We start from the raw sequence: 20,195 nt of genomic DNA, 5'->3' as shown, positions 1-20,195 counted from the left end.
CGGCATGGCCCCAAATGAGGGGCAGACGGCGCATCCCGCAAGGCCGGATATCCCGCCATTCCACCCGCCTTTCGCGCGCGTTGTATAGCGGCGGGGCGGGGGCGCGTCACGCCGCTTTAGCCGTTCTCCCGACGGAATCGCGCCGGTGTGGCATTTTTCTCAGGCGCGGCGGAATCCCGGCCGGCTCCGGCGTTTCCTGCCGCGTTTCGCGGACTGCCGCGCGCCGCGATTTCGGCAACCAGGCTGGTTAACCCGCCGACGCTGTTCAGCGTCAGGCCGCCGCCGTCGCCGCCGATCTCGCCGCGTGCCGATTCGGGCAGCACGGCCCGGCCAAAGCCGAGCTTGGCGGCCTCCTTCAGCCGGGCGGAAGTCTGCGCCACCGGCCGGACCGCGCCCGAGAGCGATATCTCGCCGAAATAGACCGCATCGGTCGGCAATGGCGCGTTCGCCAGCGAGGACACCAGCGCCGCCGCCGCCGCCAGGTCGGCCGCGGGTTCCTGGATCCGCAGGCCCCCGGCCACGTTCAGATAGACGTCGTAGCCTGATAGTTTGACCCCGCAATGGGCCTCCAGCACCGCCAGCACCATCGACAACCGGCTCGGATCCCACCCCACCACCGCCCGCCTGGGCGTGCCCAGCGTGGTCGGCGCCACCAGCGCCTGCAGTTCCACCAGCACCGGGCGGGTGCCTTCGATGCCGGCGAATACGGCGGTGCCGGGGCTGCCGATATCGCGTTCCGACAGGAACAGTTCGGAAGGGTTGGAAACCTCGCGAAGGCCGAGGCCCGTCATCTCGAACACGCCGATTTCATCGGTCGGGCCGAAGCGGTTCTTGACCGCGCGCAGGATGCGGAACTGTTGCGAGCCTTCGCCCTCGAACGACAGCACGGCGTCGACCATGTGCTCGACGACGCGGGGCCCCGCGATCTGTCCGTCCTTGGTGACGTGCCCGACCAGGATGATCGCCGCCCCGGATTTCTTGGCGAAACGAATCAGCGCCTGCGCCGAGGCGCGGACCTGGGTCACCGTTCCCGGCGCCGACTCCACGGTGTCGGTCCACATGGTCTGGATCGAGTCGATCACGATCAGCCGCGGCACCGCGCCCTCCGACAGGGTCGAGACGATGTCCTCGACCGAGGTTTCGGCGGCGAGCTGCACCGGCGCGTCCGCCAGCCCCAGCCGCTCGGCGCGCAGCCGCACCTGCGCGACCGCCTCTTCCCCTGATATGTAGACCACGCGATGGCCGGCGCGGGCCATCAGGCTGGTGGCTTGCGTGAGCAGCGTCGATTTGCCGATGCCGGGATCGCCGCCGACCAGCAGCACCGAGCCGCGGACAAACCCGCCGCCGGTGACGCGATCGAGTTCGGTCATGCCGGAGGACAGCCGCGGGGCGTCCTCGGTCTTGCCGGTCAGCGATTCCAGCTTGAACGTCCGGCCCTTGCGCCGGGAGCGGATCGACACCGGCATCGAGGTCGCGCCTGATGTATCCTCCTCGCTCAGCGTGTTCCACTCGCCGCAGGAATCGCACTTGCCCTGCCAGCGATTATACGCCGCGCCGCAGTTCTGGCAGACAAAGGAGAGGGTGGATTTGGCCATGAAGATTCGGTCACTGAGGGCGATCTGATATCGGATGAATGGCCGACTCAAATCCTTCATCTTTAGGTAGAATAGCGGCTTGACTTTGTTGTTCCTATTTTGTTCTATAGCGTTTCTTGGCGACCGCGTCAAAGGAAGGAAATTCGATCGGAATCCTCTGTAAGGACTTTGACCTGCCCCTGAACTTTCATCCAGCGGCGATTAGAGTCTCGGCGGATTTTTTACGCCGTCTGGCGCGGGGGGAGCGACGCTACGCGATACGGCCCGTTCCCGGCGAGCAAGAAGATCGGATGAAATGGACATTTCATTCTTCAGCGAAATAGATAATTCTCAACTGCCGAGCTGCACCAATGCAGCCTTCGGGCTAAGGTCGTTGGGAGCTAGGAGTTGTAATCCCCAGAGCGGTCGCGCCCGGCTGCGTAAAGAGCATTTTCAGCCACTTCGTCACGACATCGAGGTGAGGCATCGCGGTATCCCCGAGCGGCCTAATAAGGCCAATTTCCCGACTCAGTATATTCTCATCGGAAACACGCACGAGCCGCCGATCTTGCTCACCCATCAACTGCGGCAACAGGGCCTTAGCCAACCCGACCGCGACGATTTCCCGGATCGTCTCGGTGCGACTGGCCTTAAAATCCGGTTCGATTTTTCCGGATGTCCTTGCCGTCCAGCGTGCCTCGGGCAAGTGTGCGTATGCATCCTCCAGTGTCGCCCAGGGCAAATCTGCGGGCTTCGCTCTCGCGGCCGCATATACGGCATATCTCACTGCGCCAAGTCGCTGCGCGTCGCCACCCATACGCTCGCGAGGTGAATCAAACCGTACCGCAACATCTGCCTCGCGACGCGTGAGGCTAAGGTTGCGATTGTCTGCAACTAGCTCGATGCGAAACTTTGCCTGCCGACGGAGAGCAACGAGCCCGGGGACCAGCAGATAGTCCACCAGGAACGGTACGGCGGTTATGCGAACCGTCCGTTGGAACACCTTCGACGACGGATGCCCCACCGCTTCCTCGGCGGAGCGCAGCGCGGAGTCTGCGGCCTCGATGTTAGCCAACGCCTCCCGAAACGAATGAGTTGCGTGAAGCCGCAGACCGTGCCGCTCGAAGATACGAGTTCCCAGCTTGGCCTCAAGACGCTTCACCCTCCGGGATACTGTCGTTGCATCCACATTGAGGCGGGCCGCCGCCGCCGCGACGGTGCCGAGCTGCGCAACCAACAGTGCACACTGCCAATTTTCCCATTCCATAAGCTGCATTATTGCATGTCTTGAACCGAAAGTCTCCACTTTATCAAGCATTTTCGCCGCTTACAGTTGAAGCTCACTTGGAGGAGAAGACCATGAGCAACGCAAAGACACTGTTGGAGTTCGCGGGTGTGCAGTCGAAGCCGGCAAACCTGACTGGTGCAACGGTCATCATCATCGATGCGCAAAACGAGTATGTCGACGGCCAACTGCCGCTGCATGGGATTGGGCAGGCCGTCGACAAGATTGCCGAATTGATAGCCCGCGCCAGAAAGGCCGGCGCACCTATTGTCCACATCGTCCACAAAGGGCGGGCGGGCGGCTTGTTCGATCCCGACGGGAATGGCGGAAAAATGATTGAGCGAGTTCTTCCATCCGGCGCAAGAGTTATTTCAAAGACACTACCGAATGCATTCGCGAAGACAGACCTAGACGCGCAGCTAAAGGCGATTGGAAACGATGCCATTATCATCGTCGGTTTCGCGACCCATATGTGCGTGAGTGCCACAGCACGCGCAGCGCTCGACCTCGGCTATCGCACCACAGTTGTTTCCGACGCAACTGCCACTCGAACGCTTCCCGATCCGACCGACAAAGGTAACATCGACGCTCAAGATGTTCATCGCGTAGCCCTCGCCGAACTTGCCGACCGTTTCGCTTCAGTCGTGTGCTTGAACGAGATTCCGCTCTGACGGACAGCACGCCCTTGGGATTTAAGATATTGATATTTGCAATCTAAGATAGATAAAATGTCAACGGACGCATCTATCGCACAATTCAACGCATCACGGCGTGATGTTGTCCCGCGTCCAGATACCGAGCGGCTGTTCGAGACCGCGAATCGTCCGGGGCGGCTGTTCGACAAGCCGGATGAAGTCGGCGTTCGAACTGCCGGTTTCGGTCCGTGCGCGCCGCACGAGATCGTCGCTGGCCACCAGGGCGCAACCGAACTCGCGGGTCAGGGTCTCGAGACGGCTGGCCGCATTGACCGCCGTTCCGATGACGGCGAACTCCAGCCGGTTCAATCCGATATCGCCGAGCACGACCTCACCATAGTGCAATCCGATGCTGACCCGGATTGGCGGCTCGCCGCTTTTGTTGCGTTCCAAATTCAAAGCATCGATCGACCCGATCATGGCCTGCGCGCAGCGCAGCGCGTTGACGGCGTCGCGATCGCCGGTGAACGGCGTGCCGAAGGTCGCCATCAGGCCGTCGCCGAGATATTTGTCCAGCGTGCCGTCGTGCCGGAAAACCTCCCGTTCCATCCGCTCGTGGAACAGCCGCAGCGTGCCGATGATCTCCACCGGGGTCCGGCCGTCCGCATAGGCGGTGAAATCGACGATATCGGCGAACAGCACCGCGACGTTCTGGGTGCGGACCTGCTTGAGGGGCTGGTCGTTTCGCGACAGTTGCGCGACGACATTGGGCGAAAAATAGCGAGCCAAATTGGTGCGTTCGCGTTCGATCCCGGCATGGCGGATTAACAGGGCGTTGGCGCGGCGCGCCGCCTGCGCCAGGATCATGGCGACGATCAGGAAGACAACGATCTGCTGGAACCGGGCGCCAAGACCGATCGCCGCGGGGTCGATGATATCGAACAATCTGACGTCGGCGCCGACCGCGGCCCGGACGCGTTCCGACAGCGCAGCGTGGGTTTCGGGCTGCAGATAGACCCAGCCGACGCCGATGGCCCACAGGGCGGAAGTCGAGATTCCCATCGTCACGACGGTGCGCCACGAATAGGCCAGCGTCGCGGCGGCCAGGAAAACGAAAAAGTAGATGAAGCTGTCGAACCTGAACTGCATCCCGATCGGCCAATTGACCGTGCTCCAGGGATTGGGCACGACGCTGAGAAAGGTCAGCAGCGCCAGATCGCAAAACATCAGCAACAGCTCCGGCGGGGACCGGCCGGTCTTGCCGACCTTGAGCTGGGCCCAGCCGATGACGGCAAACAGGCCGAGCATCAGCACGTAGTAGATCACCTCCCGGTTTGGATTGACGATCGGCAGCGTGACGGCCGTCACCGCCAGCGCCACCCAGCGGGCGCGAACGGCGAGCAGCAGGCCCTGGCGCTTGCTGTCCGTAAGCGCCGCCTCGGCGAATTTCAAGGTGTCTTGCCGGACCTCGGCCCGTCCGGCTGCCGCGCTACCGGGATTGCTGATATCAGCCGCTTCCGCCAATGCGCTCAAGACGTCGCCTCCAGTTCAGACTTACCGGATCATGCCCTATTTTAGACCCTCATGGTGAGGAGCGCGGAACGCGCGTCTCGAACCATGCGGCTCCGACCTTCCCCGCGGCCATCCTTCGAGACGCCGCGGGGCCTGTCATCGGGCCGCGCTTCGCGCGGACCCGTTGGCGGCTCCTCAGGATGAGGTCGAGCAATTTTGACGCAGTAGGCTGATCACGAAAACGCCGTCCACAGCAGCGAGAGGCCGGCGGCCAGCATGATGGCGTCCAGCAGCAGGCGAAAGACACCGGGTTCGAGCCGCAGCACGATGCGCCTGGCGATAAAGGCGCCCGACATCAGCGAGGCGCCGGCGATCAGGCCCTTGAGCGCAATATCCGGCGTCAGCGCGCCGAAGCGCTCGAAGGTCACCGATTTGCTCAGGTAGAGCCCGAGCGAGCTGGCGGCCTCGGTGGCGAGAAACGCGCCTTTGGTCAGCCCGAACGACAGAAACAGCGGCACGCTGAGCGGCCCGGTCGAAACCACGATGCCGGTGAGATAGCCGATGATCGCGCCGCCCACCGCCAGATGCCAGAGCTGCGCCTTGAGCTGATGGCGCGCCAGCCAGTGCCGTAGCGGCACCATGGCGATCAAGAACAGGCCGATTGCGATCTCGACGGCGTGCGCGGGCAGCGCCAGCAACGTCCGCGCGCCGAGCGCCGCGGCCGGAATGCCTGTCAGCGAATAGGCCAGGCAGGCGCGCCAGTCGACCTCGCGCCACCAGGCCAGAACGCGCGACAGGTTCGCCATCACCGCCGCGACCGCCATGATCGGCACCGCTTCCCTCGGCCCATAGTGATTGACCAGTACCGGCATCAGCATGATCGACGCACCGGTGCCGACGATGCCCGAGAGGGTGCCGGCGACAAGCCCGGCCGCGAGGACGAAGACGAAGCTCAAGCGATGCGATCTCCGCGACGGTTCGGGCGAGAGCGGAAACAGTAGCAACTTCCGGATAGCGATGTCATGGCGGCCGCCGCCGCACAGCGTAGGCGTTGCCGCGAAGATCGCATATTGCGCGGCTGGCGGTCGAAGCCAAAGCTGCTAGGATAGGCTCAAACCACACGAACGGAGCATCGCCATGGACGCCGTGACACCGAAGGGCGGGCAGACCGCGGACGCTCATTCCCATCTGGTTCGCCCCGACAGCATGGAATGGCAAAAGACGCGCTTCCCCGGCTGCGAAGCCAAGACGCTGCTGTTCGATCGCAAGACCGGCTTAATGACCGCACTGATGCGGTTCGCGCCGGGCGCGGTGTTGCCCGACCACGAACACGTCAACATCGAGCAGACCTATGTCCTCGAAGGCTCGCTCGTTGACAAGGAAGGTCCGGCGCAGGGCATCGAATGCAAGGCCGGCGAATTCATCTGGCGCGAGGAGGGCAGCCGCCATGTCGCCTGGTGTCCGCAAGGCGGGCTGATGCTGGCGATCTTCCAGGTCCCGAACAAGTTCTTCGAGGCCGACGGCCGCGTCATCGACGCCGCCGGCGAGGACTGGGACGCGGCCTGGGGCCACACCCGAAAATAATCCTCCTAACGCAGCACGATCCACGCCGGCGCATGGTCGCTGGCGCCTTCCTCGCCCCGAACCTTGCGGTCGACGCCGGCCTTGCGCAGGCGCGGCGCAATCGCCGGGCTCAGCAGCAGATGATCGAGCCGCAGTCCGGCGTCGCGCGGCCAGCGGTTGCGCTTGTAGTCCCAGAACGTGAACATCGGTTTTTCCGGGTGCAACGTCCGGATAGCATCCGTCCAGCCCTGGTCCACCAGCGCCTTGAACGCCGCGCGGCTCTTCGGCTGGATCAGCGCGTCCTGGTCCCATGACTTTGTCGGATAGATATCGAGTTCGGTCGGCGCGACGTTGTAGTCGCCGGCCAGCACCACCGGGATATCCTGTTTGAGCAGTTTGCCGGCGTGCGAGCGCAGCCGCCTGAACCAGTCGAGCTTGTAGTCGAATTTCGGCCCGGGCTGCGGATTGCCGTTCGGCAGATAGATGCTGGTGACGATGATGCCGTTGACGGCGGCCTCGATGTAGCGCGCCTCGTCATCCCCGCGATCGCCCGGCAGCGCGGTGCGCGTCAATACCGGTTCGGCGTTGCGGGCCAGAATGGCGACGCCGTTCCAGGTCTTCTGTCCGCGCCATACCGCGCCGTAGCCGGCCTTGTTGATTTCCACAATCGGGAAATCGGCATCGGTCGATTTCAGTTCCTGAAGCGCCACGACGTCGGGTTTGGCCGCGCGCAGCCAGCGCAACAGGTTGGGCAGGCGGCGGTTGACATTGTTGATGTTGAATGTCGCGATCTTCATGTAAAGCTCGCCGGTGTCACGGTATTTTTCGCCTGACACTTCGGCCCGAACGGAGGCGGCCAGGGAGCTGCAAGCCTCCCATTCGCCTTTGCATGGGGTTGTTTTCGCAATTTTGTTTTTGGCCCGGCGGTGGGCGCGCTAGGTGGAAGCCGCGGCAGGCTGCGCCGGGGGCGCGGCGGGGGGTTCTGCAGTGACGTCGCCGCCCTTGTAGATCCGCGCATAGCGCTTGCCGAGGCTGGTCAGCACTTCATAGCCGATCGTGCCGAAATGGTGGGCAAGTTCGTCGACCGTGATGCCGTCGCCGATCAGCGTCACCCAATGGCCGCGCCGCACGGCGCTCCTTTCGAGATCGGTGACGTCGACCGCCGTCAGGTCCATGGAGATCCGCCCTGCGATCGGGCAGCGCTTGCCGGCGACCACGACTTCGGCGCCGCGGGTGCCGTCATTGGCGCTGGCGGCGCGGAAATAGCCGTCGGCATAACCCGCCGAGATGATCGCTATTCGGGTCGGACGCCGCGCGGTCCAGGTGCCGCCATAGCCGACGCTGTCGCCGCGCTCGACATCGCGGATCTGCACGATGCGCGCCTTCAGCGCGATCACGGGCTGCATCGGGTTGTCGGCTTCGGGCGTCGGATTGATGCCATAGAGGGCGGCTCCCGGCCGTGCCAGATCGAACTGGAATTGCGGGCCCAGGAATACGCCGGACGAATTCGCAAGCGACTTTGACACCCCGGAGAACAGGCTCGCGATCTCGCGAAAGGCAGTGAGTTGCCTGGCGTTGGCGGGATTGTTGAGCAGCTCCGCGGACGCGAGATGACTCATGACGAGGGTGATGCCGTGGTCGCCCGCGGTGATGCGTGGGATGATGCCCTGCGCTTCCGTCACCGTCATGCCAAGCCGGTTCATGCCGGTGTCGATGTGAATGGCGGCGCCGCCCGACCAGCCGGAGCGGCGGCAGAACACGTCCCATTCCGCGAGTTCATTGAGGTCGCCGATGACGGGCTTGCAGTCGATGCTGGCGTAGGCCTCGCCGGTGTTCTGGAAGAATCCGTCCAGCACGTAGATCGCAGCCGCCGGCGCCGCGCCGCGGACCACGCGGGCTTCATCGAGGGTGGCGACGAAGAACGTCTTGCAGCCGGCGGCGGACAGCGCGCGCGCGACTTGTTCAGCGCCGCAGCCATAGGCGTTCGCCTTGATCACGCCGGCGCATTCGGCAGGCACCGCGGTCTTTTCGAGCTTGCGCCAGTTGGCGACGATGGCGTCGAGATCCACGGTCAGCACGCCGGTCGCGCTCGCGAGCGCGGCGGCCTGGTTCGCCTCAGGCGAAAGCAGGGTGGCTTGCGGCATGGATTTGGGATCGGGGGCGATGTTCATGCCGCATTTTACGCGGCGGGGGGCGACGGTTCAACCGCGCCAGCCACCTCAATGGCCCCGTTCCGGCACGTTGCCGTCGTGCGCCAGGTCGCTGAAGCGCGTGAACTGGCCCTCGAACTGGAGCTCGACCGTCCCGGTGGGGCCGTGGCGCTGCTTTCCGATGATGACTTCGGCCTTGCCGTGAACCAGCGACATGTCGAGCTGCCATTTTTCGTACTCGGGCGTGCCGATGCGCGGCTCCTTGTTGGCCAGGTAGTATTCCTCGCGGTACACAAAGATCACGACGTCGGCGTCCTGTTCGATCGAACCGGATTCGCGCAAATCCGCCAGCTGCGGTCGCTTGTCGTCGCGGTTTTCGACCTGACGCGAGAGCTGCGACAGCGCGATGATGGGAACATTGAGCTCCTTGGCCAGCGCCTTGAGGTTGGTGGTGATCTCGGTCACTTCCTGCACGCGGTTGTCGGAGCGCTTGCCCGATCCCTGCAGAAGCTGGATGTAGTCGATCACGATGAGGTCGAGGCCCTTCTGCCGCTTCAGCCGGCGCGCCCGCGCGGTGAGCTGCGAGATCGACAGGCCGCCGGTTTCGTCGACGTAAAGCGGAAGCGACTGCAACTCGATGGAGTAATCGCGGATTTTTTCGAAATCGGTTTCGGTAATGCCGCCGCGGCGGATCATGCTGGAAGCGATGCTGGTTTGTTCGGCGAGGATACGCGTGGCGAGCTGTTCGGCGGACATTTCGCAGGAGAAGAAGCCGACGATGCCGCCATTGACGGATTTCATGGTGCCGTCCACCTGCACCTCGGCGCGATGCGCCTTGGCGACGTTGTAGGCGATGTTGGTGGCCAGCGCCGTCTTGCCCATGCCGGGGCGGCCGGCGACGATGATCAGGTCGGAGGGTTGCAGGCCGCCCATCTTGACGTCGAGGTCCCGCAGGCCAGTGGCAATGCCGGACAGGTTCCCGTCACGCTGAAAGGCTTTCGCCGCCATGTCGACGGCGACCGTGAGCGCCTGTGAAAAGCGCTGGAAGCCGCCATCATAGCGGCCGGACTCGGCGAGTTCGTAAAGCTGGCGCTCGGCATCCTCGATCTGCGCGCGCGGGGCGAAATCCACCGGCGCGTCGAAGGCGACGTTGACCATGTCCTCGCCGATACGGATCAGGTCGCGGCGCAGCGCCATGTCGTAGATGGTGCGGCCGTAGTCCTGCGCGTTGATGATCGTGGTCGCCTCGGCAGCCAGGCGGGCGAGGTATTGGCCGACCGTCATTCCACCGATGTCGGTCTCCGCCGGCAGGAACGTCTTCAGCGTAACGGGGGTGGCCACCTTGCCCATCCGGATCAGGCTGCCGGCGGTCTCGAAAATCGCCTGGTGAATGGGTTCGAAGAAATGCTTCGACTCGAGGAAGTCGGAAACCCGGTAGAACGCGTCGTTATTGACCAGGATCGCGCCCAACAAGCTCTGTTCCGCCTCGATATTGTGCGGCGCGCTTCGAAACGACGGGGTTCCCACGTCGGGAGCGAGCTTGAGGACGTTCGAATCAGTCGGAGCCATGGGCCAGATTATGCTTCGGATTGTTGACGTTGTCGGGATTCCGGGAATCGCGGAAGCGGGGCGCGATAAAGCGCCACTCCCAGGGAGAGTGGAAGAGTGAAACCCCCTTATGCACGATTCACACATGCGAGGTGTGAATCCGGACCGGCCCGCGCATTCTCCTTGACGACGTTTAAGCCGGAAGCGGGTAATACCGACAAGTTCCGCTGAAAATACCGGCGATCCCTAGGGGGAACCTGACCTCATCGCGCGCTGAACCGGGGCAAGGGCGACCAGGCGTTTCAACTCGCGCTCTCAGGTGTTGATCAGATCAGGATAAGATAGATCAACGCAACCAGGGCAGCGCCCACGCCGGCCGCGATCAACGCGTAGTCGGTCCTGGTTTCGGCATCGAAGGATGCTGGATGCTTCCGCTGCTTCATAACCGACGTCTACGGCAGACCGCCGGTTTCTTGTGTGAAGCAGATCACATCGACTCGATTTTTGCTCGCGGCGGCAGGACGCAATCGCGAACCTGGTCGCGACCCCTCGGCCGGCGTTCGTCAGCGCTGCCTGCGGCCGGTCCTACCGCATGCGAATCTGAGGCGCGTGTTGGCGCAGCGTCCTATTCGCCGGCCAGTTGCAGCCGCGGCTGTTTTCCCAGTTCGATCCCGCGAAGCCGCGCTTCTTCCCCCACAATGTAGTCGCGCGTCATCGGCACCACGCCCTGGCGCTTGGCGATCTGGATCTGGAAATTCATCAGGTTCTGTTTTCGGAACGACATTTCCGAACCCGCCAGGTAAAATTCCCACATCCTGGCGAACCGTTCGTCGTAAAGGCGCACGGCTTCTTCCCGCCGCGCCATGAAGCGCTCGCGCCAGGCTTTCAGCGTCTCTGCATAGTGCAGCCGCAGGATCTCGATGTCGCAGACCAGCAGGCCGGCTTTCTCGATCGCGGGAAGCACCTCGGAGAGGGCGGGAATGTAGCCGCCGGGAAAGATGTATTTGGTGATCCAGGGGCTCGTGACATCGGGTCCGGTGGAACGGCCGATCGAGTGCAGCACCATGACGCCGTCATTATCCAGCAATTCGGCGCATCGCCTGAAATAGGTTTCATAGAAGCCGACGCCGACATGCTCGAACATGCCAACCGAGACGATCCGGTTGAAGCGACCGGGGATGTCGCGATAATCGCTGAGCACGAACCTCGCCGTCCGCGACAGGCTGTTCTCGCTCGCCCGCGCGTTGGCGACCTGCAATTGTTCCGACGACAACGTAATTCCCGTGACCTCGGCGCCGGTCATCTCAGCCAGGTAGAGACCAAGACCTCCCCAGCCCGAGCCGATGTCGAGCACGCGGGCGCCGCGCCCGATCAGAAGCTTGGCGGCCAAGTGCCGTTTCTTGGCGAGCTGGGCGTCGTCGAGCGAGGCATCCGGGGTTTCGAAATAGGCGCAGCTGTATTGCTTGTCGGCGTCCAGGAACAGGGAATAGAGACGTTGGTCGAGGTCGTAGTGATGGGCAACGTTGTTCCGTGCCCGGCCGCGCCCGTTGAACTGCCGGATATGCCGGCCGAAATACCGAAGCCACCACTGAGCCTTGGCCCAGCCCGGCACCATCTCGGGCTGGTCCAGCAGGATTTCGAGCGCGTCGGCGATGGAACCGTCCTCCACCACGAAGGTGCCATCCATATAGGCTTCGCCGAACGCCAGTTCGGGATTGAGCAGGATCCGCAGTTGCGTCCGTTGGCTCAGGAAGCGGACCGACACCGGACGGCCAGTGCCGTCACCGCAGGTGAATCTGGTTCCGCCCGCGGCAGTGAAGGTGATCGTGCCGCGGCGAACGAATTGTTCCAAGAAATAACGCAGCAAACGATCCATCAGAGCACCAATGGAACGACCGGCGATTACACCCAACGCGCGATGGAGGCGATGTTCCAGACGGCGTTGGAACCAACATAGTACTGATGCTGCCACAGCGCTAGTGCCTTGTGGTCAAAGGAGATATTTCCGGCGGCCGCGATCCACGCGGGCGCGTGATCAGTGCGCTTCCATTCGCGGCGTAATCGGCTAAAAGGTGACGGCCGCCGTCCGCGTGGCGCGTCGCCGGAGGCGATTCCAGATCTGGAGAAGCAGGGAATGGTGAGCCGAGCGCTCAGTTTGGCGACGGTGACGCTGCTGATCGTCTGCCTCACAGCGGGGCCAGTGCGGGCGCAGGAAAACCTCGACGCCGGCAAGAGCCCCTCCCAGATATTCTCGGGAACCTGCAGTGCCTGTCACAAGAGCCCCCGTGGCCTGCTGAAGAACGTGCCGGCCTCGTCGCTGCCGGGCTTTCTCCGTCAGCACTATACGACAGGGAGCCAGATGGCCTCGCTGCTTGCCGGGTTCCTCATCTCCAATGGCGCTGCCGATCCCCGCTACCAGGCAAAGGATCAGCCCAGGCAGAAGGACGCCAAGCAGGACGGCCGGCCGGATCAGCCCGACCGCTTCGGCCGCAGGCCACCTGCGGGTGTACCGGCAGCCGAGGCTTCCCGACCCCAACTGGAAGAAGGAAGGCCGCAAGGCGAGGGCGGGCGTCCCGGCCGCGACGCCAAACGGCTTGCCAGGCCGACCGTTGCTCCCGATGGCGACCGGCCGGCTGATGGTCAGACGCCGGCGCAGGCTGCATCTGACAGCAAGACTGGCGGCAAGCAGAAGCCTGCCAAACGCGCCAAGCCCGGCGGCGACGAGCCGTCGAAAGCGGAGGAAGCCGCCCGGGGGCAGGCAGCAAAGGACGAATCGTCGACCGAGGCCGCCGGGGCGGAAGGCAGCAAGGCCGAGGCGGCCAAGACCGAAGGCGACAAGCCGGAGGCAGCCAAGCCTGGTGGCGCGGCCAGCAACCCCGCCGGCGAGGCCGACACGCCCACCGACGAGAGCAAGTCTGAAACCGCCAAGGTGAGCCCACTCAAGGAGAGCGCCGGCAACGAGCCCGCGCCGCTTCGGCCTGATTCGGTGCCGCCGGTCACGACGGCTCCGCCATCCCCTGCCGCCGTCGGCGGGCCTGAGCCTGCGGCGGGTTCGCCGGCTGCTGCTCCGGGGACACCGGCATCCGCAGCACCTCCCGCGACCACGGCTACGGCGCCTGTCTCCCCACCGGCACCCGTCGGCCTGCCGGCACCGCCGATTTCGCGATAAGCTTCGCGCCCGCTTGGAAACCGACACCCGCTTGACCGAATCTAGAGCGTTGCTCTAGAGTAAGAATCCAGTGCGGGATTCAAAATCAGGGTGGGGTAGGTGCGCGAAGATTTGCTGGCAGCGGGATTGGCGGTGTTCGACCGCGACGGCTACGAAGGCGCAACCGTGGCCGCCATTCGAACCCGCGCGCGGGCTTCCAACGGCAGCTTTTTCCATTTCTTCCGCTCCAAGAAGGAACTCGCCGGAACCCTGTTCCTGGAAATCCTCGGGCGCTATCACGCAGCGCTGCTGGCGGCGGTCGATGAATCCTGCGGCGCGCGGGAAGGCGTGGCCCGGCTGATCCGCGCGCATCTGGACTGGGTGGTGAACTCCAGGCGCGAGGCCCGCTATCTCTTCGAGATTTCCCGTGGCGAATGGAGCGAGGATATCCGAGACGCGCAGCGCGCACTGAATTTGCGCCTGGCGGAAGCGGTCGAGCAGTGGCGTGCCCCGTTACTCGCGCGCGGTGAATTGCGGCCGATGTCGGCGCCGATGTTCTTCAGCCAGATCATCGGGCCGGCGCAGATATTCTGCCGGGCCTGGCTCTCGGGCCGCGACCGCGCCGACCCCACCAGCCAGATCGACATCCTGATCGACTGCGCCATCCGTTCGGTTGTCGTGACCGAACCCATTACAAAACCCGGTGAAACACCATGATTGATCCCGATTTTGCTCCGATCGCCACCCGCATCCGCGAGCATGTCGGGCGGCAGGGTTTCATGACTCATATCGGCGCGCGGATATCCGAGCTGACGCGGGGCGCATGCACGCTCGCGGTAGACCGGCGGCCGGAGCTCTTGCAGCAGCACGGCCTTTTCCACGGTGGCGTCACCGCCTTCCTGATCGACAATGCGACCACCATTGCGGCCGCGACCTCGCGCGGGCAATCGGCGCTGACGGCGGAGTACAAACTGAATTTGCTTTCGCCGGCGACCGGCGAGCGTCTGATCTGCCGGGCGCGCGTCATCAAGCCGGGACGTCAGGTCGCCGTCGTTGCGGCCGATGTGTTTTGCGTGACCGAGGGCGTGGAAAAGCACACCGCGACCGCCCTGGCCTCGATCGCGATGCTCGACGAGCAGGCGGCGGCCAGAATGCCGAGCCCGGCCTGACGCGGCCGGGCTCGAATTCAAGACCATTCGAGCGGTAGAGGCGTTACTGCTCGCTGGCCGGGGCCGGCGCCACGTCGTCGTGCTGGGCTTCCGGGTCGAAGAATTCGCCTGCGGCGGCGAGCGCCTCGGCGGCGGCGTCCTGGTCCTCCTGACGGGTCGAGATGTCCTCGCCACGGTTGATGCGCTCGGCCTCGTCGGCACTGCGTGCCACGGTGACGCTGACGCTGACTTCGACTTCCGGATGCACCGCGATGGCGATCGTGTGCTTGCCGATGGTCTTGATCGGCGCATCCAGCATCACCTGGCTTCGGCTGATGGTGACGCCGTCCGCCTCGAACGAGGCGATGATATCGCGCACATTGACCGAGCCGAACAACTGGCCGGTCTCCGAGGCTTGCCGCAGCAAGACCACGTTGCGCCCGTTGATCTTCTCCGCCACCTTGGTCGCCTCGCCCTTGGCCTTGAGGTTGTTGGCCTCAAGTTCGGCCTTCATGCCGTCGAACTTCGCGCGGTTGTCCGAGGTGGCGCGCAGCGCCTTGCCGCGCTTGAGCAGAAAATTGCGGGCGAACCCGTTCTTGACGCGGACGACTTCGCCCATCTGACCGAGTTTGGCGACGCGTTCCAGCAAGATGACTTCCATGTTCGTTCTCCTTTTCAGTATTCGGTTTTCAATTCAGGGGATGGTTGGCGTTTCAGGAAGCGGGCAAGGGCGGCGGCTTGCCGCGCAAATAGCGTTGGCGAATTCCGAAGACGGCATCTGCAAGACCGAGCGCGATCATCGCCAGCACCGGCCAGCCAAACACCATGACGAGGGCGTAGGCGCAGGAGAGAAAGAAGGCGCGGCTCTTGAGCGCAAGCGTCACCGTGTGCAGGACGGCAAAGCCGGTCAAGGCGTAGGCCATCATCAGCGCGGCGGTCGCGATCTGCGCGAACATCGCAAGCAGCCCGCCGGTAAAGCAGAAGGCCAGCGCGACCGACAATGCCACCATTGTCATCGGCGGCAATTCCGCGGTCTTCAGATCGGGCCAGGCCCGATGCAGCCGGCCGGACGTCGCCGTGATCTTGGCCGCGAGCCAGAGGTTGAGCGTCAACGTCATCATGGCGACGATCGTTGCGGCCGCCGGCGCGATAATCGCAAGGGCTGCGACCCAACGTTCGATGTCGCCTGGGGGCACCGTATCGCGCGGCCCGAGAATTCGCGAGAGGCCGCGCCGCAACGAGTTGGCGATCGCCTCGGCGTCGGTCCCAAGCGTCAGCATGGCCGCGATCGTGGTCATCGCGGCAAAGCCTGCGATCCACAGCAGGATGCGGCCGATCGGATACCATTCGAGCGGCGGCGCGACCGGCGCCGAACCATTGCCCGGGGCTGCATCGGGCACCGGGCGTCCCAGCAGCGCGAGATGGCCAAGCCACCAGGCTGGCACGGCCACGGTGATCACGAAGGCGATGCAGTAGGCCAGGCCGAAGACCGCGCCCAGCCCGGAAGCCGCCACGATGCCGCCGACCGTCGCTGCGATCGGTCCCCACCCCAGGGCCGCCACCATCAGCGGCAGCGGCGCCAGATAGAACAACAGCAACGAGATCAGCGCGCCCGAAATGATCGAGGCGAACATCAGCGCCGACGCGCAGCCGGCTGCAAGACCAATGAGGACAATCGCGATCATCAGCTGTCCCGCTCCTTTCGAGCGGTTAGAGGTCGTCTCGACCCCAACCATCGGCGACCGGACGACCCGGAAGCCTTATGAAGCATTGCGACCGGCGGCGCGAAGGCCGCCGGTCGAAGACGTCCTAGCGAATGACGTAGGGCAGCAGGCCGAGGAAACGCGAGCGCTTGATGGCGCGCGCGAGCTCACGCTGCTTCTTGGCGGATACGGCGGTGATGCGGCTCGGCACGATCTTGCCGCGCTCGGAGACGTAGCGCATCAGCAGCTTGGAGTCCTTGTAGTCGATCTTCGGCGCATTCGGGCCCGTGAAAGGGCAGGTCTTGCGGCGGCGGAAAAACGGACGGCGTGCACCAGCTTCAGCCATGATGATTATTCCTCTTCCGTCGCTTCAACAACGTCCTCGCGCGGCCGGCGCGGGCCACGGTCGCCGCGGAATCCGCCGCCATCGCGATCACCCCGGAATCCGCCTTCGCGGTCGCCGCGGAAACCGCCGCCGCGATCGTCACGCTCGCGGTCACGATCGGCCTTGCGCATCATCGCCGAGGGGCCTTCCTCGTGCTCTTCGACGCGGACGGTGAGATAGCGGATGACGTCTTCGCTGATCCGCTCCTGTCGCTCGATCTCGGATACCGCGGCGGAGGGCGCATCGATGTTCATCAGCACGAAATGGGCTTTGCGATTCTTGTTCATGCGGTAGGTGAGCGAACGCACGCCCCAGTTCTCGGTCTTGGTGATCTTGCCGCCAAGCCCTTCGACGATGCCCGTCATCTGGGTGGTCAGTTCTTCGACCTGCTGGGTGCTCGCATCCTGGCGCGCGAGAAAAACATGCTCATAAAGAGGCATGGGTGTCCTTTCCTGTGTTGGCGCAGTTCCCGGCGGCAAGCCCTTCGAGACCTTCGGAAAGGACTCGATACTGCTCAGAAGGCGGAAGCACGGGACGACGGGCCGACTGGCCCTGCCACATCAACATCGCCAAGAAGGGTGAGATTGCTGGGACCGTCCGTTCAGCTCCCGGCCGGGATCTACGGATGCGCGGGTTATAAGGATTTTCGGCGCGCTGGCAAGGCTCGCCAGCGGCCGGAGCCTCCAGCCTTGATCTATTTGTTTGTATATCATACAAATAATGCAAGCGAGGGAAAAATGGCTCCCAAATCGGTCCAGACAGCTCCTAAGGGGAAGCCCGGCGATCCAAAGCACGACGCCCGCGCCACCCGTTCGGCCGGACGACAGATGCGCTCGCGGCTGTTGGACAAGGCCAGCGGGCTGTTCAAGGAGCGGGGTCTTTCCGGCGCGTCGATCTCGGACATCGCGCGGGCGGCCGAAGCGTTTCCGAGCCAGATCACCTATTACTTTCGTACCAAGGAAGCGCTGTTCGTGGAGGCTGCGTGCCGCGACCTGCTGTATGTGGCGCGCGCGGCCGAACAGGCGGCAGCGAACGCCCGCACGCCGCAGGAATATACCTGCGCGCTGGTCGAGGCCGTCACGGCGACGGATTCGGTCGCCTTTTTTGCCGAAGCGCTGACGCTCACCCGCCGCCGCCAGGACCTCGCCCCGCTGGTCGAGCGCACCATCGAGCGGCTTCACGGCGAGGGGATGCGGGCCTATGCCGGCCAGATCGAGCGGCACGGCTGGCAAAGCTTGCGCGATCCCGACACCAGTTCGCGGCGGTTCTGGGCGGTCGCGCTCGGCGTCATGGTGGAGGGCTATGCCATGGGCCGGTCGGCCAAGGAACTGTGCAGGGACATGCTGCGCGTCCTGGGCGATCAGGCCACCGCGAAGGCCACCGGCGACAAGGCCCGGCTGCGTGTGGTTGGCGATCGGGACGCGCCCGATTCAGACCAACCCGATTGGAAGAGATCACCATGACCGCGCTTCGCATGCGAGCCCGTGACTTCCTCGCCGAGGATCAATTGATCGCGGTGCGCCGCCGCGTAACGTGGAAGGGCGCAGCCCTGATTGCGCATGCCTGGGCGCTGATCCTGGGGTCGATCGCGCTGGTGGCGTGGTGGCCCAATCCGCTGACCTTTCTGCTCGCGGTTGGCGTCATCGGTTCGCGGCAGCTCGGGCTTGCCATCCTGATGCATGACGGCGCGCATGGGTGCCTGTCGGCGAACGAGAAGGTCAACCTGACCCTGAGCCAGTGGTTTTGCGCCTACCCCATCTTCGCCGAGACCCGCGCCTACCGCCGCTATCATCTGCAGCACCATGCCCGCACGCAGCAGGAGGATGATCCTGATCTGGTGCTGTCGGCACCGTTTCCGATCACCGCGATGAGTTACCGCCGCAAGTTCTTTCGCGATATCTCCGGGCAGACCGGGTATCAGCAACGCAAGGCGCAGCTACTAAACGCGCTCGGCCCCGCCGACTGGCCGCTCGCTCGGCGCGTCGCGCATTTTCGCGAGAAACTTGGCCCGCAACTGGCCGTCAACGCGGTGCTGTTCGCCGGCCTTGCCGCCGCCGGCGTATGGTGGGCCTATCCGCTGTTATGGCTGTTGCCGCTCCTGACCTGGCAGATGGTCATTACCCGCATCCGCAACATCGCCGAACATGCCGTGGTTCCGGACTCTTCGGATCCCTTGCGCAATACAAGGACCACGCACGCGAACTTCCTCGAGCGGCTGTTCATTGCGCCGTATTACGTGAACTATCATCTGGAGCATCATCTGCTGTTCTATGTGCCCTGCTACAACCTGCCGCGCGTCCATCGGATACTTTCCGAGAGTCGTTTTGCGGATCGCATGGAGGTGCAGCCCAACTACGCCACCGTACTGCGGTTGGCGACTGCCAGGCCAGACCATGAGGATCGGCCGGGCGACGTCGTGAGCAGCGTGCGCCGCGCCCGAGCCGGGAAGGAAGTCGGCGGCGACCAGCAAGCGGGCGGGTTCTAGGGCGCCAATTGGGAAGAAGCCCTCGCGATTCCGCAGCGCGGCTTGACATCACGGCCCCCGTCAGTGTCTTACGGCCCCATTCCAATGGGGGGGCGCCGATGACGGCCGCATTTACTTTTCCGGGGCAAGGTTCCCAGGCCGTCGGCATGGGCAAGGCCCTGGCGGAAGCCTTTCCGGCCGCGCGCGCCGTGTTCGACGAGGTCGATGCCGCGCTCGGCGAAAAGCTGACCGCCATCATCTGGGACGGCCCGGCCGAAACCCTCCAGCTCACCGAGAACGCCCAGCCTGCGCTGATGGCAGTGTCGCTAGCGACGCTGCGGGTGTTGGAGGCCGAGGCGGGCTTTTCCGTGGGGCGGGATGCGGCTTTTGTCGCCGGCCATTCGCTCGGCGAATACTCCGCGTTGGCCGCGGCCGGCAGCCTCAGCATCAGCGACACCGCGCGGCTGTTGCGCACCCGCGGCCTTGCGATGCAGCGGGCAGTGCCGGTCGGCGCCGGCGCCATGGCCGCGCTGCTTGGGCTCGACTATGAGGCCGCGGTGGCCGTCGCCGACGAAGCCGCCCAGGGGCAGGTTTGTCAGGCCGCCAACGACAATGGCGGCGGGCAGGTGGTGGTGTCCGGCGACAAGGCCGCCGTCGAACGCGCGCTCGATATCGCCAAGACCAGGGGCGCCAAGCGCGCCATGCTGCTGCCGGTGTCGGCGCCGTTCCATTGCCGGCTGATGCAGCCTGCGGCCGATGCAATGGCGAAAGCCTTGGCTGATGTGACGATCAAGCCGCCGGCCTCGCCGCTGGTTTCGAACGTGCTGGCGGCTCCGATCACCGATCCCGACGAAATCCGCCGCCGCCTGGTCGAGCAGGTCACCGGTACCGTGCGCTGGCGCGAGTCGGTGGCCTACATGGCCGGGAACGGCGTCACGCTGTTTTTCGAAATCGGCGCCGGCAAGGTGCTGAGCGGGCTCGTCAAACGCATCGCCGACGGCGCGGTCGGCGTATCGATCGGCGGCCCCAACGACATTGCCGCCGCCAGGGACGCATTGGCGGCTTCGGCCTGAAGCTCCC

General features: G+C 64.4%; 20 protein-coding genes. 8 read left to right on the top strand and 12 right to left on the bottom strand.

The genetic code is table 11. The features are described from left to right. Nucleotides 1-116 precede the first annotated feature (116 nt). Both radA and Q0D31_RS17625 read right to left on the bottom strand, forming a co-directional pair. Entirely contained in the window at nt 117-1,595 is a 1,479-nt protein-coding gene (gene radA, locus Q0D31_RS17630; protein ID WP_291853788.1) for a DNA repair protein RadA, read from the bottom strand. A gap of 364 nt (nt 1,596-1,959) precedes the next feature. Beyond that, nucleotides 1,960-2,892: a LysR family transcriptional regulator gene (locus tag Q0D31_RS17625; protein WP_291853786.1), complete on the bottom strand. Its 933-nt coding sequence runs from the start codon at nt 2,890-2,892 to the stop codon at nt 1,960-1,962. Between the two features lie 41 nt (nt 2,893-2,933). On the opposite strand from Q0D31_RS17625, the gene Q0D31_RS17620 reads away from it, so the two are divergent. Further along, nucleotides 2,934-3,530, top strand: coding sequence for a cysteine hydrolase family protein (locus Q0D31_RS17620; RefSeq protein WP_291853785.1), 597 nt, complete (start codon nt 2,934-2,936; stop codon nt 3,528-3,530). A 93-nt stretch (nt 3,531-3,623) separates the two neighbouring features. Here Q0D31_RS17620 and Q0D31_RS17615 read toward each other — a convergent pair whose 3' ends face one another. Both Q0D31_RS17615 and Q0D31_RS17610 read right to left on the bottom strand, forming a co-directional pair. Further along, on the bottom strand, nt 3,624-5,027 hold the full coding sequence (locus tag Q0D31_RS17615; protein ID WP_291853783.1) for an adenylate/guanylate cyclase domain-containing protein: 1,404 nt from the start codon (nt 5,025-5,027) through the stop codon (nt 3,624-3,626). A 212-nt stretch (nt 5,028-5,239) separates the two neighbouring features. Further along, nucleotides 5,240-5,962 (bottom strand): sulfite exporter TauE/SafE family protein, encoded by a 723-nt coding sequence (locus Q0D31_RS17610; protein ID WP_291853781.1) that lies wholly within the window; start codon nt 5,960-5,962, stop codon nt 5,240-5,242. A 181-nt stretch (nt 5,963-6,143) separates the two neighbouring features. On the opposite strand from Q0D31_RS17610, the gene Q0D31_RS17605 reads away from it, so the two are divergent. Beyond that, entirely contained in the window at nt 6,144-6,590 is a 447-nt protein-coding gene (locus tag Q0D31_RS17605; protein WP_291853779.1) for a cupin domain-containing protein, read from the top strand. 5 nt (nt 6,591-6,595) lie between these two features. Here Q0D31_RS17605 and Q0D31_RS17600 read toward each other — a convergent pair whose 3' ends face one another. The 4 genes from Q0D31_RS17600 to Q0D31_RS17585 form a co-directional block, all read right to left on the bottom strand. Continuing rightward, nucleotides 6,596-7,366, bottom strand: a complete 771-nt coding sequence (locus Q0D31_RS17600; RefSeq protein ID WP_291853777.1) for an exodeoxyribonuclease III — start codon at nt 7,364-7,366, stop codon at nt 6,596-6,598. Nucleotides 7,367-7,504: 138 nt separating this feature from the next. Then, nucleotides 7,505-8,740 (bottom strand): alanine racemase, encoded by a 1,236-nt coding sequence (alr, locus tag Q0D31_RS17595; RefSeq protein WP_291853775.1) that lies wholly within the window; start codon nt 8,738-8,740, stop codon nt 7,505-7,507. A gap of 48 nt (nt 8,741-8,788) precedes the next feature. Then, complete coding sequence (locus Q0D31_RS17590; RefSeq protein WP_291853773.1) at nt 8,789-10,288, bottom strand: replicative DNA helicase; 1,500 nt, start codon at nt 10,286-10,288, stop codon at nt 8,789-8,791. A gap of 604 nt (nt 10,289-10,892) precedes the next feature. Further along, nucleotides 10,893-12,143: a cyclopropane-fatty-acyl-phospholipid synthase family protein gene (locus Q0D31_RS17585; RefSeq protein ID WP_291853771.1), complete on the bottom strand. Its 1,251-nt coding sequence runs from the start codon at nt 12,141-12,143 to the stop codon at nt 10,893-10,895. Nucleotides 12,144-12,401: 258 nt separating this feature from the next. On the opposite strand from Q0D31_RS17585, the gene Q0D31_RS17580 reads away from it, so the two are divergent. The 3 genes from Q0D31_RS17580 to Q0D31_RS17570 all read left to right on the top strand — a co-directional run bounded on the left by Q0D31_RS17580 (nt 12,402) and on the right by Q0D31_RS17570 (nt 14,584). Next, a complete protein-coding gene (locus Q0D31_RS17580; protein ID WP_291853769.1) occupies nt 12,402-13,436 on the top strand; it encodes a hypothetical protein in 1,035 nt (344 codons plus the stop codon). Between the two features lie 99 nt (nt 13,437-13,535). Continuing rightward, complete coding sequence (locus Q0D31_RS17575) at nt 13,536-14,132, top strand: TetR/AcrR family transcriptional regulator (RefSeq protein ID WP_291853767.1); 597 nt, start codon at nt 13,536-13,538, stop codon at nt 14,130-14,132. Next, complete coding sequence (locus tag Q0D31_RS17570) at nt 14,129-14,584, top strand: PaaI family thioesterase (RefSeq protein WP_291853765.1); 456 nt, start codon at nt 14,129-14,131, stop codon at nt 14,582-14,584. The genes Q0D31_RS17575 and Q0D31_RS17570 overlap by 4 nt, the downstream gene beginning before the upstream one ends. Nucleotides 14,585-14,627: 43 nt before the next feature. Here the strand turns inward: Q0D31_RS17570 and rplI are convergent, their stop codons facing one another. From rplI to rpsF, 4 genes are all read right to left on the bottom strand, one after another. Next, on the bottom strand, nt 14,628-15,224 hold the full coding sequence (gene rplI, locus Q0D31_RS17565) for a 50S ribosomal protein L9 (RefSeq protein ID WP_291853763.1): 597 nt from the start codon (nt 15,222-15,224) through the stop codon (nt 14,628-14,630). 52 nt (nt 15,225-15,276) lie between these two features. Beyond that, on the bottom strand, nt 15,277-16,248 hold the full coding sequence (locus Q0D31_RS17560; RefSeq protein ID WP_291853761.1) for a hypothetical protein: 972 nt from the start codon (nt 16,246-16,248) through the stop codon (nt 15,277-15,279). A gap of 124 nt (nt 16,249-16,372) precedes the next feature. After that, on the bottom strand, nt 16,373-16,612 hold the full coding sequence (gene rpsR / locus Q0D31_RS17555; RefSeq protein ID WP_002711478.1) for a 30S ribosomal protein S18: 240 nt from the start codon (nt 16,610-16,612) through the stop codon (nt 16,373-16,375). 5 nt (nt 16,613-16,617) lie between these two features. Further along, nucleotides 16,618-17,091: a 30S ribosomal protein S6 gene (gene rpsF, locus Q0D31_RS17550; RefSeq protein WP_291853759.1), complete on the bottom strand. Its 474-nt coding sequence runs from the start codon at nt 17,089-17,091 to the stop codon at nt 16,618-16,620. A gap of 297 nt (nt 17,092-17,388) precedes the next feature. On the opposite strand from rpsF, the gene Q0D31_RS17545 reads away from it, so the two are divergent. The 3 genes from Q0D31_RS17545 (at nt 17,389) to fabD (ending at nt 20,188) form a co-directional block, all read left to right on the top strand. Continuing rightward, nucleotides 17,389-18,114, top strand: coding sequence for a TetR/AcrR family transcriptional regulator C-terminal domain-containing protein (locus tag Q0D31_RS17545; RefSeq protein ID WP_291853757.1), 726 nt, complete (start codon nt 17,389-17,391; stop codon nt 18,112-18,114). Continuing rightward, the gene (locus Q0D31_RS17540; RefSeq protein ID WP_291853755.1) at nt 18,111-19,136 is read left to right on the top strand and encodes a fatty acid desaturase family protein; all 1,026 of its coding nucleotides are present in this window, start codon (nt 18,111-18,113) and stop codon (nt 19,134-19,136) included. The genes Q0D31_RS17545 and Q0D31_RS17540 overlap by 4 nt, the downstream gene beginning before the upstream one ends. Nucleotides 19,137-19,234: 98 nt before the next feature. Continuing rightward, the gene (fabD, locus tag Q0D31_RS17535) at nt 19,235-20,188 is read left to right on the top strand and encodes an ACP S-malonyltransferase (protein ID WP_291853753.1); all 954 of its coding nucleotides are present in this window, start codon (nt 19,235-19,237) and stop codon (nt 20,186-20,188) included. Nucleotides 20,189-20,195 lie beyond the last annotated feature (7 nt).

Source organism: Bradyrhizobium sp., assembly GCF_022844465.1.
Taxonomy (GTDB): Bacteria; Pseudomonadota; Alphaproteobacteria; order Rhizobiales; family Xanthobacteraceae; genus Bradyrhizobium.
This window is presented reverse-complemented; position numbering and strand designations above follow the sequence as displayed.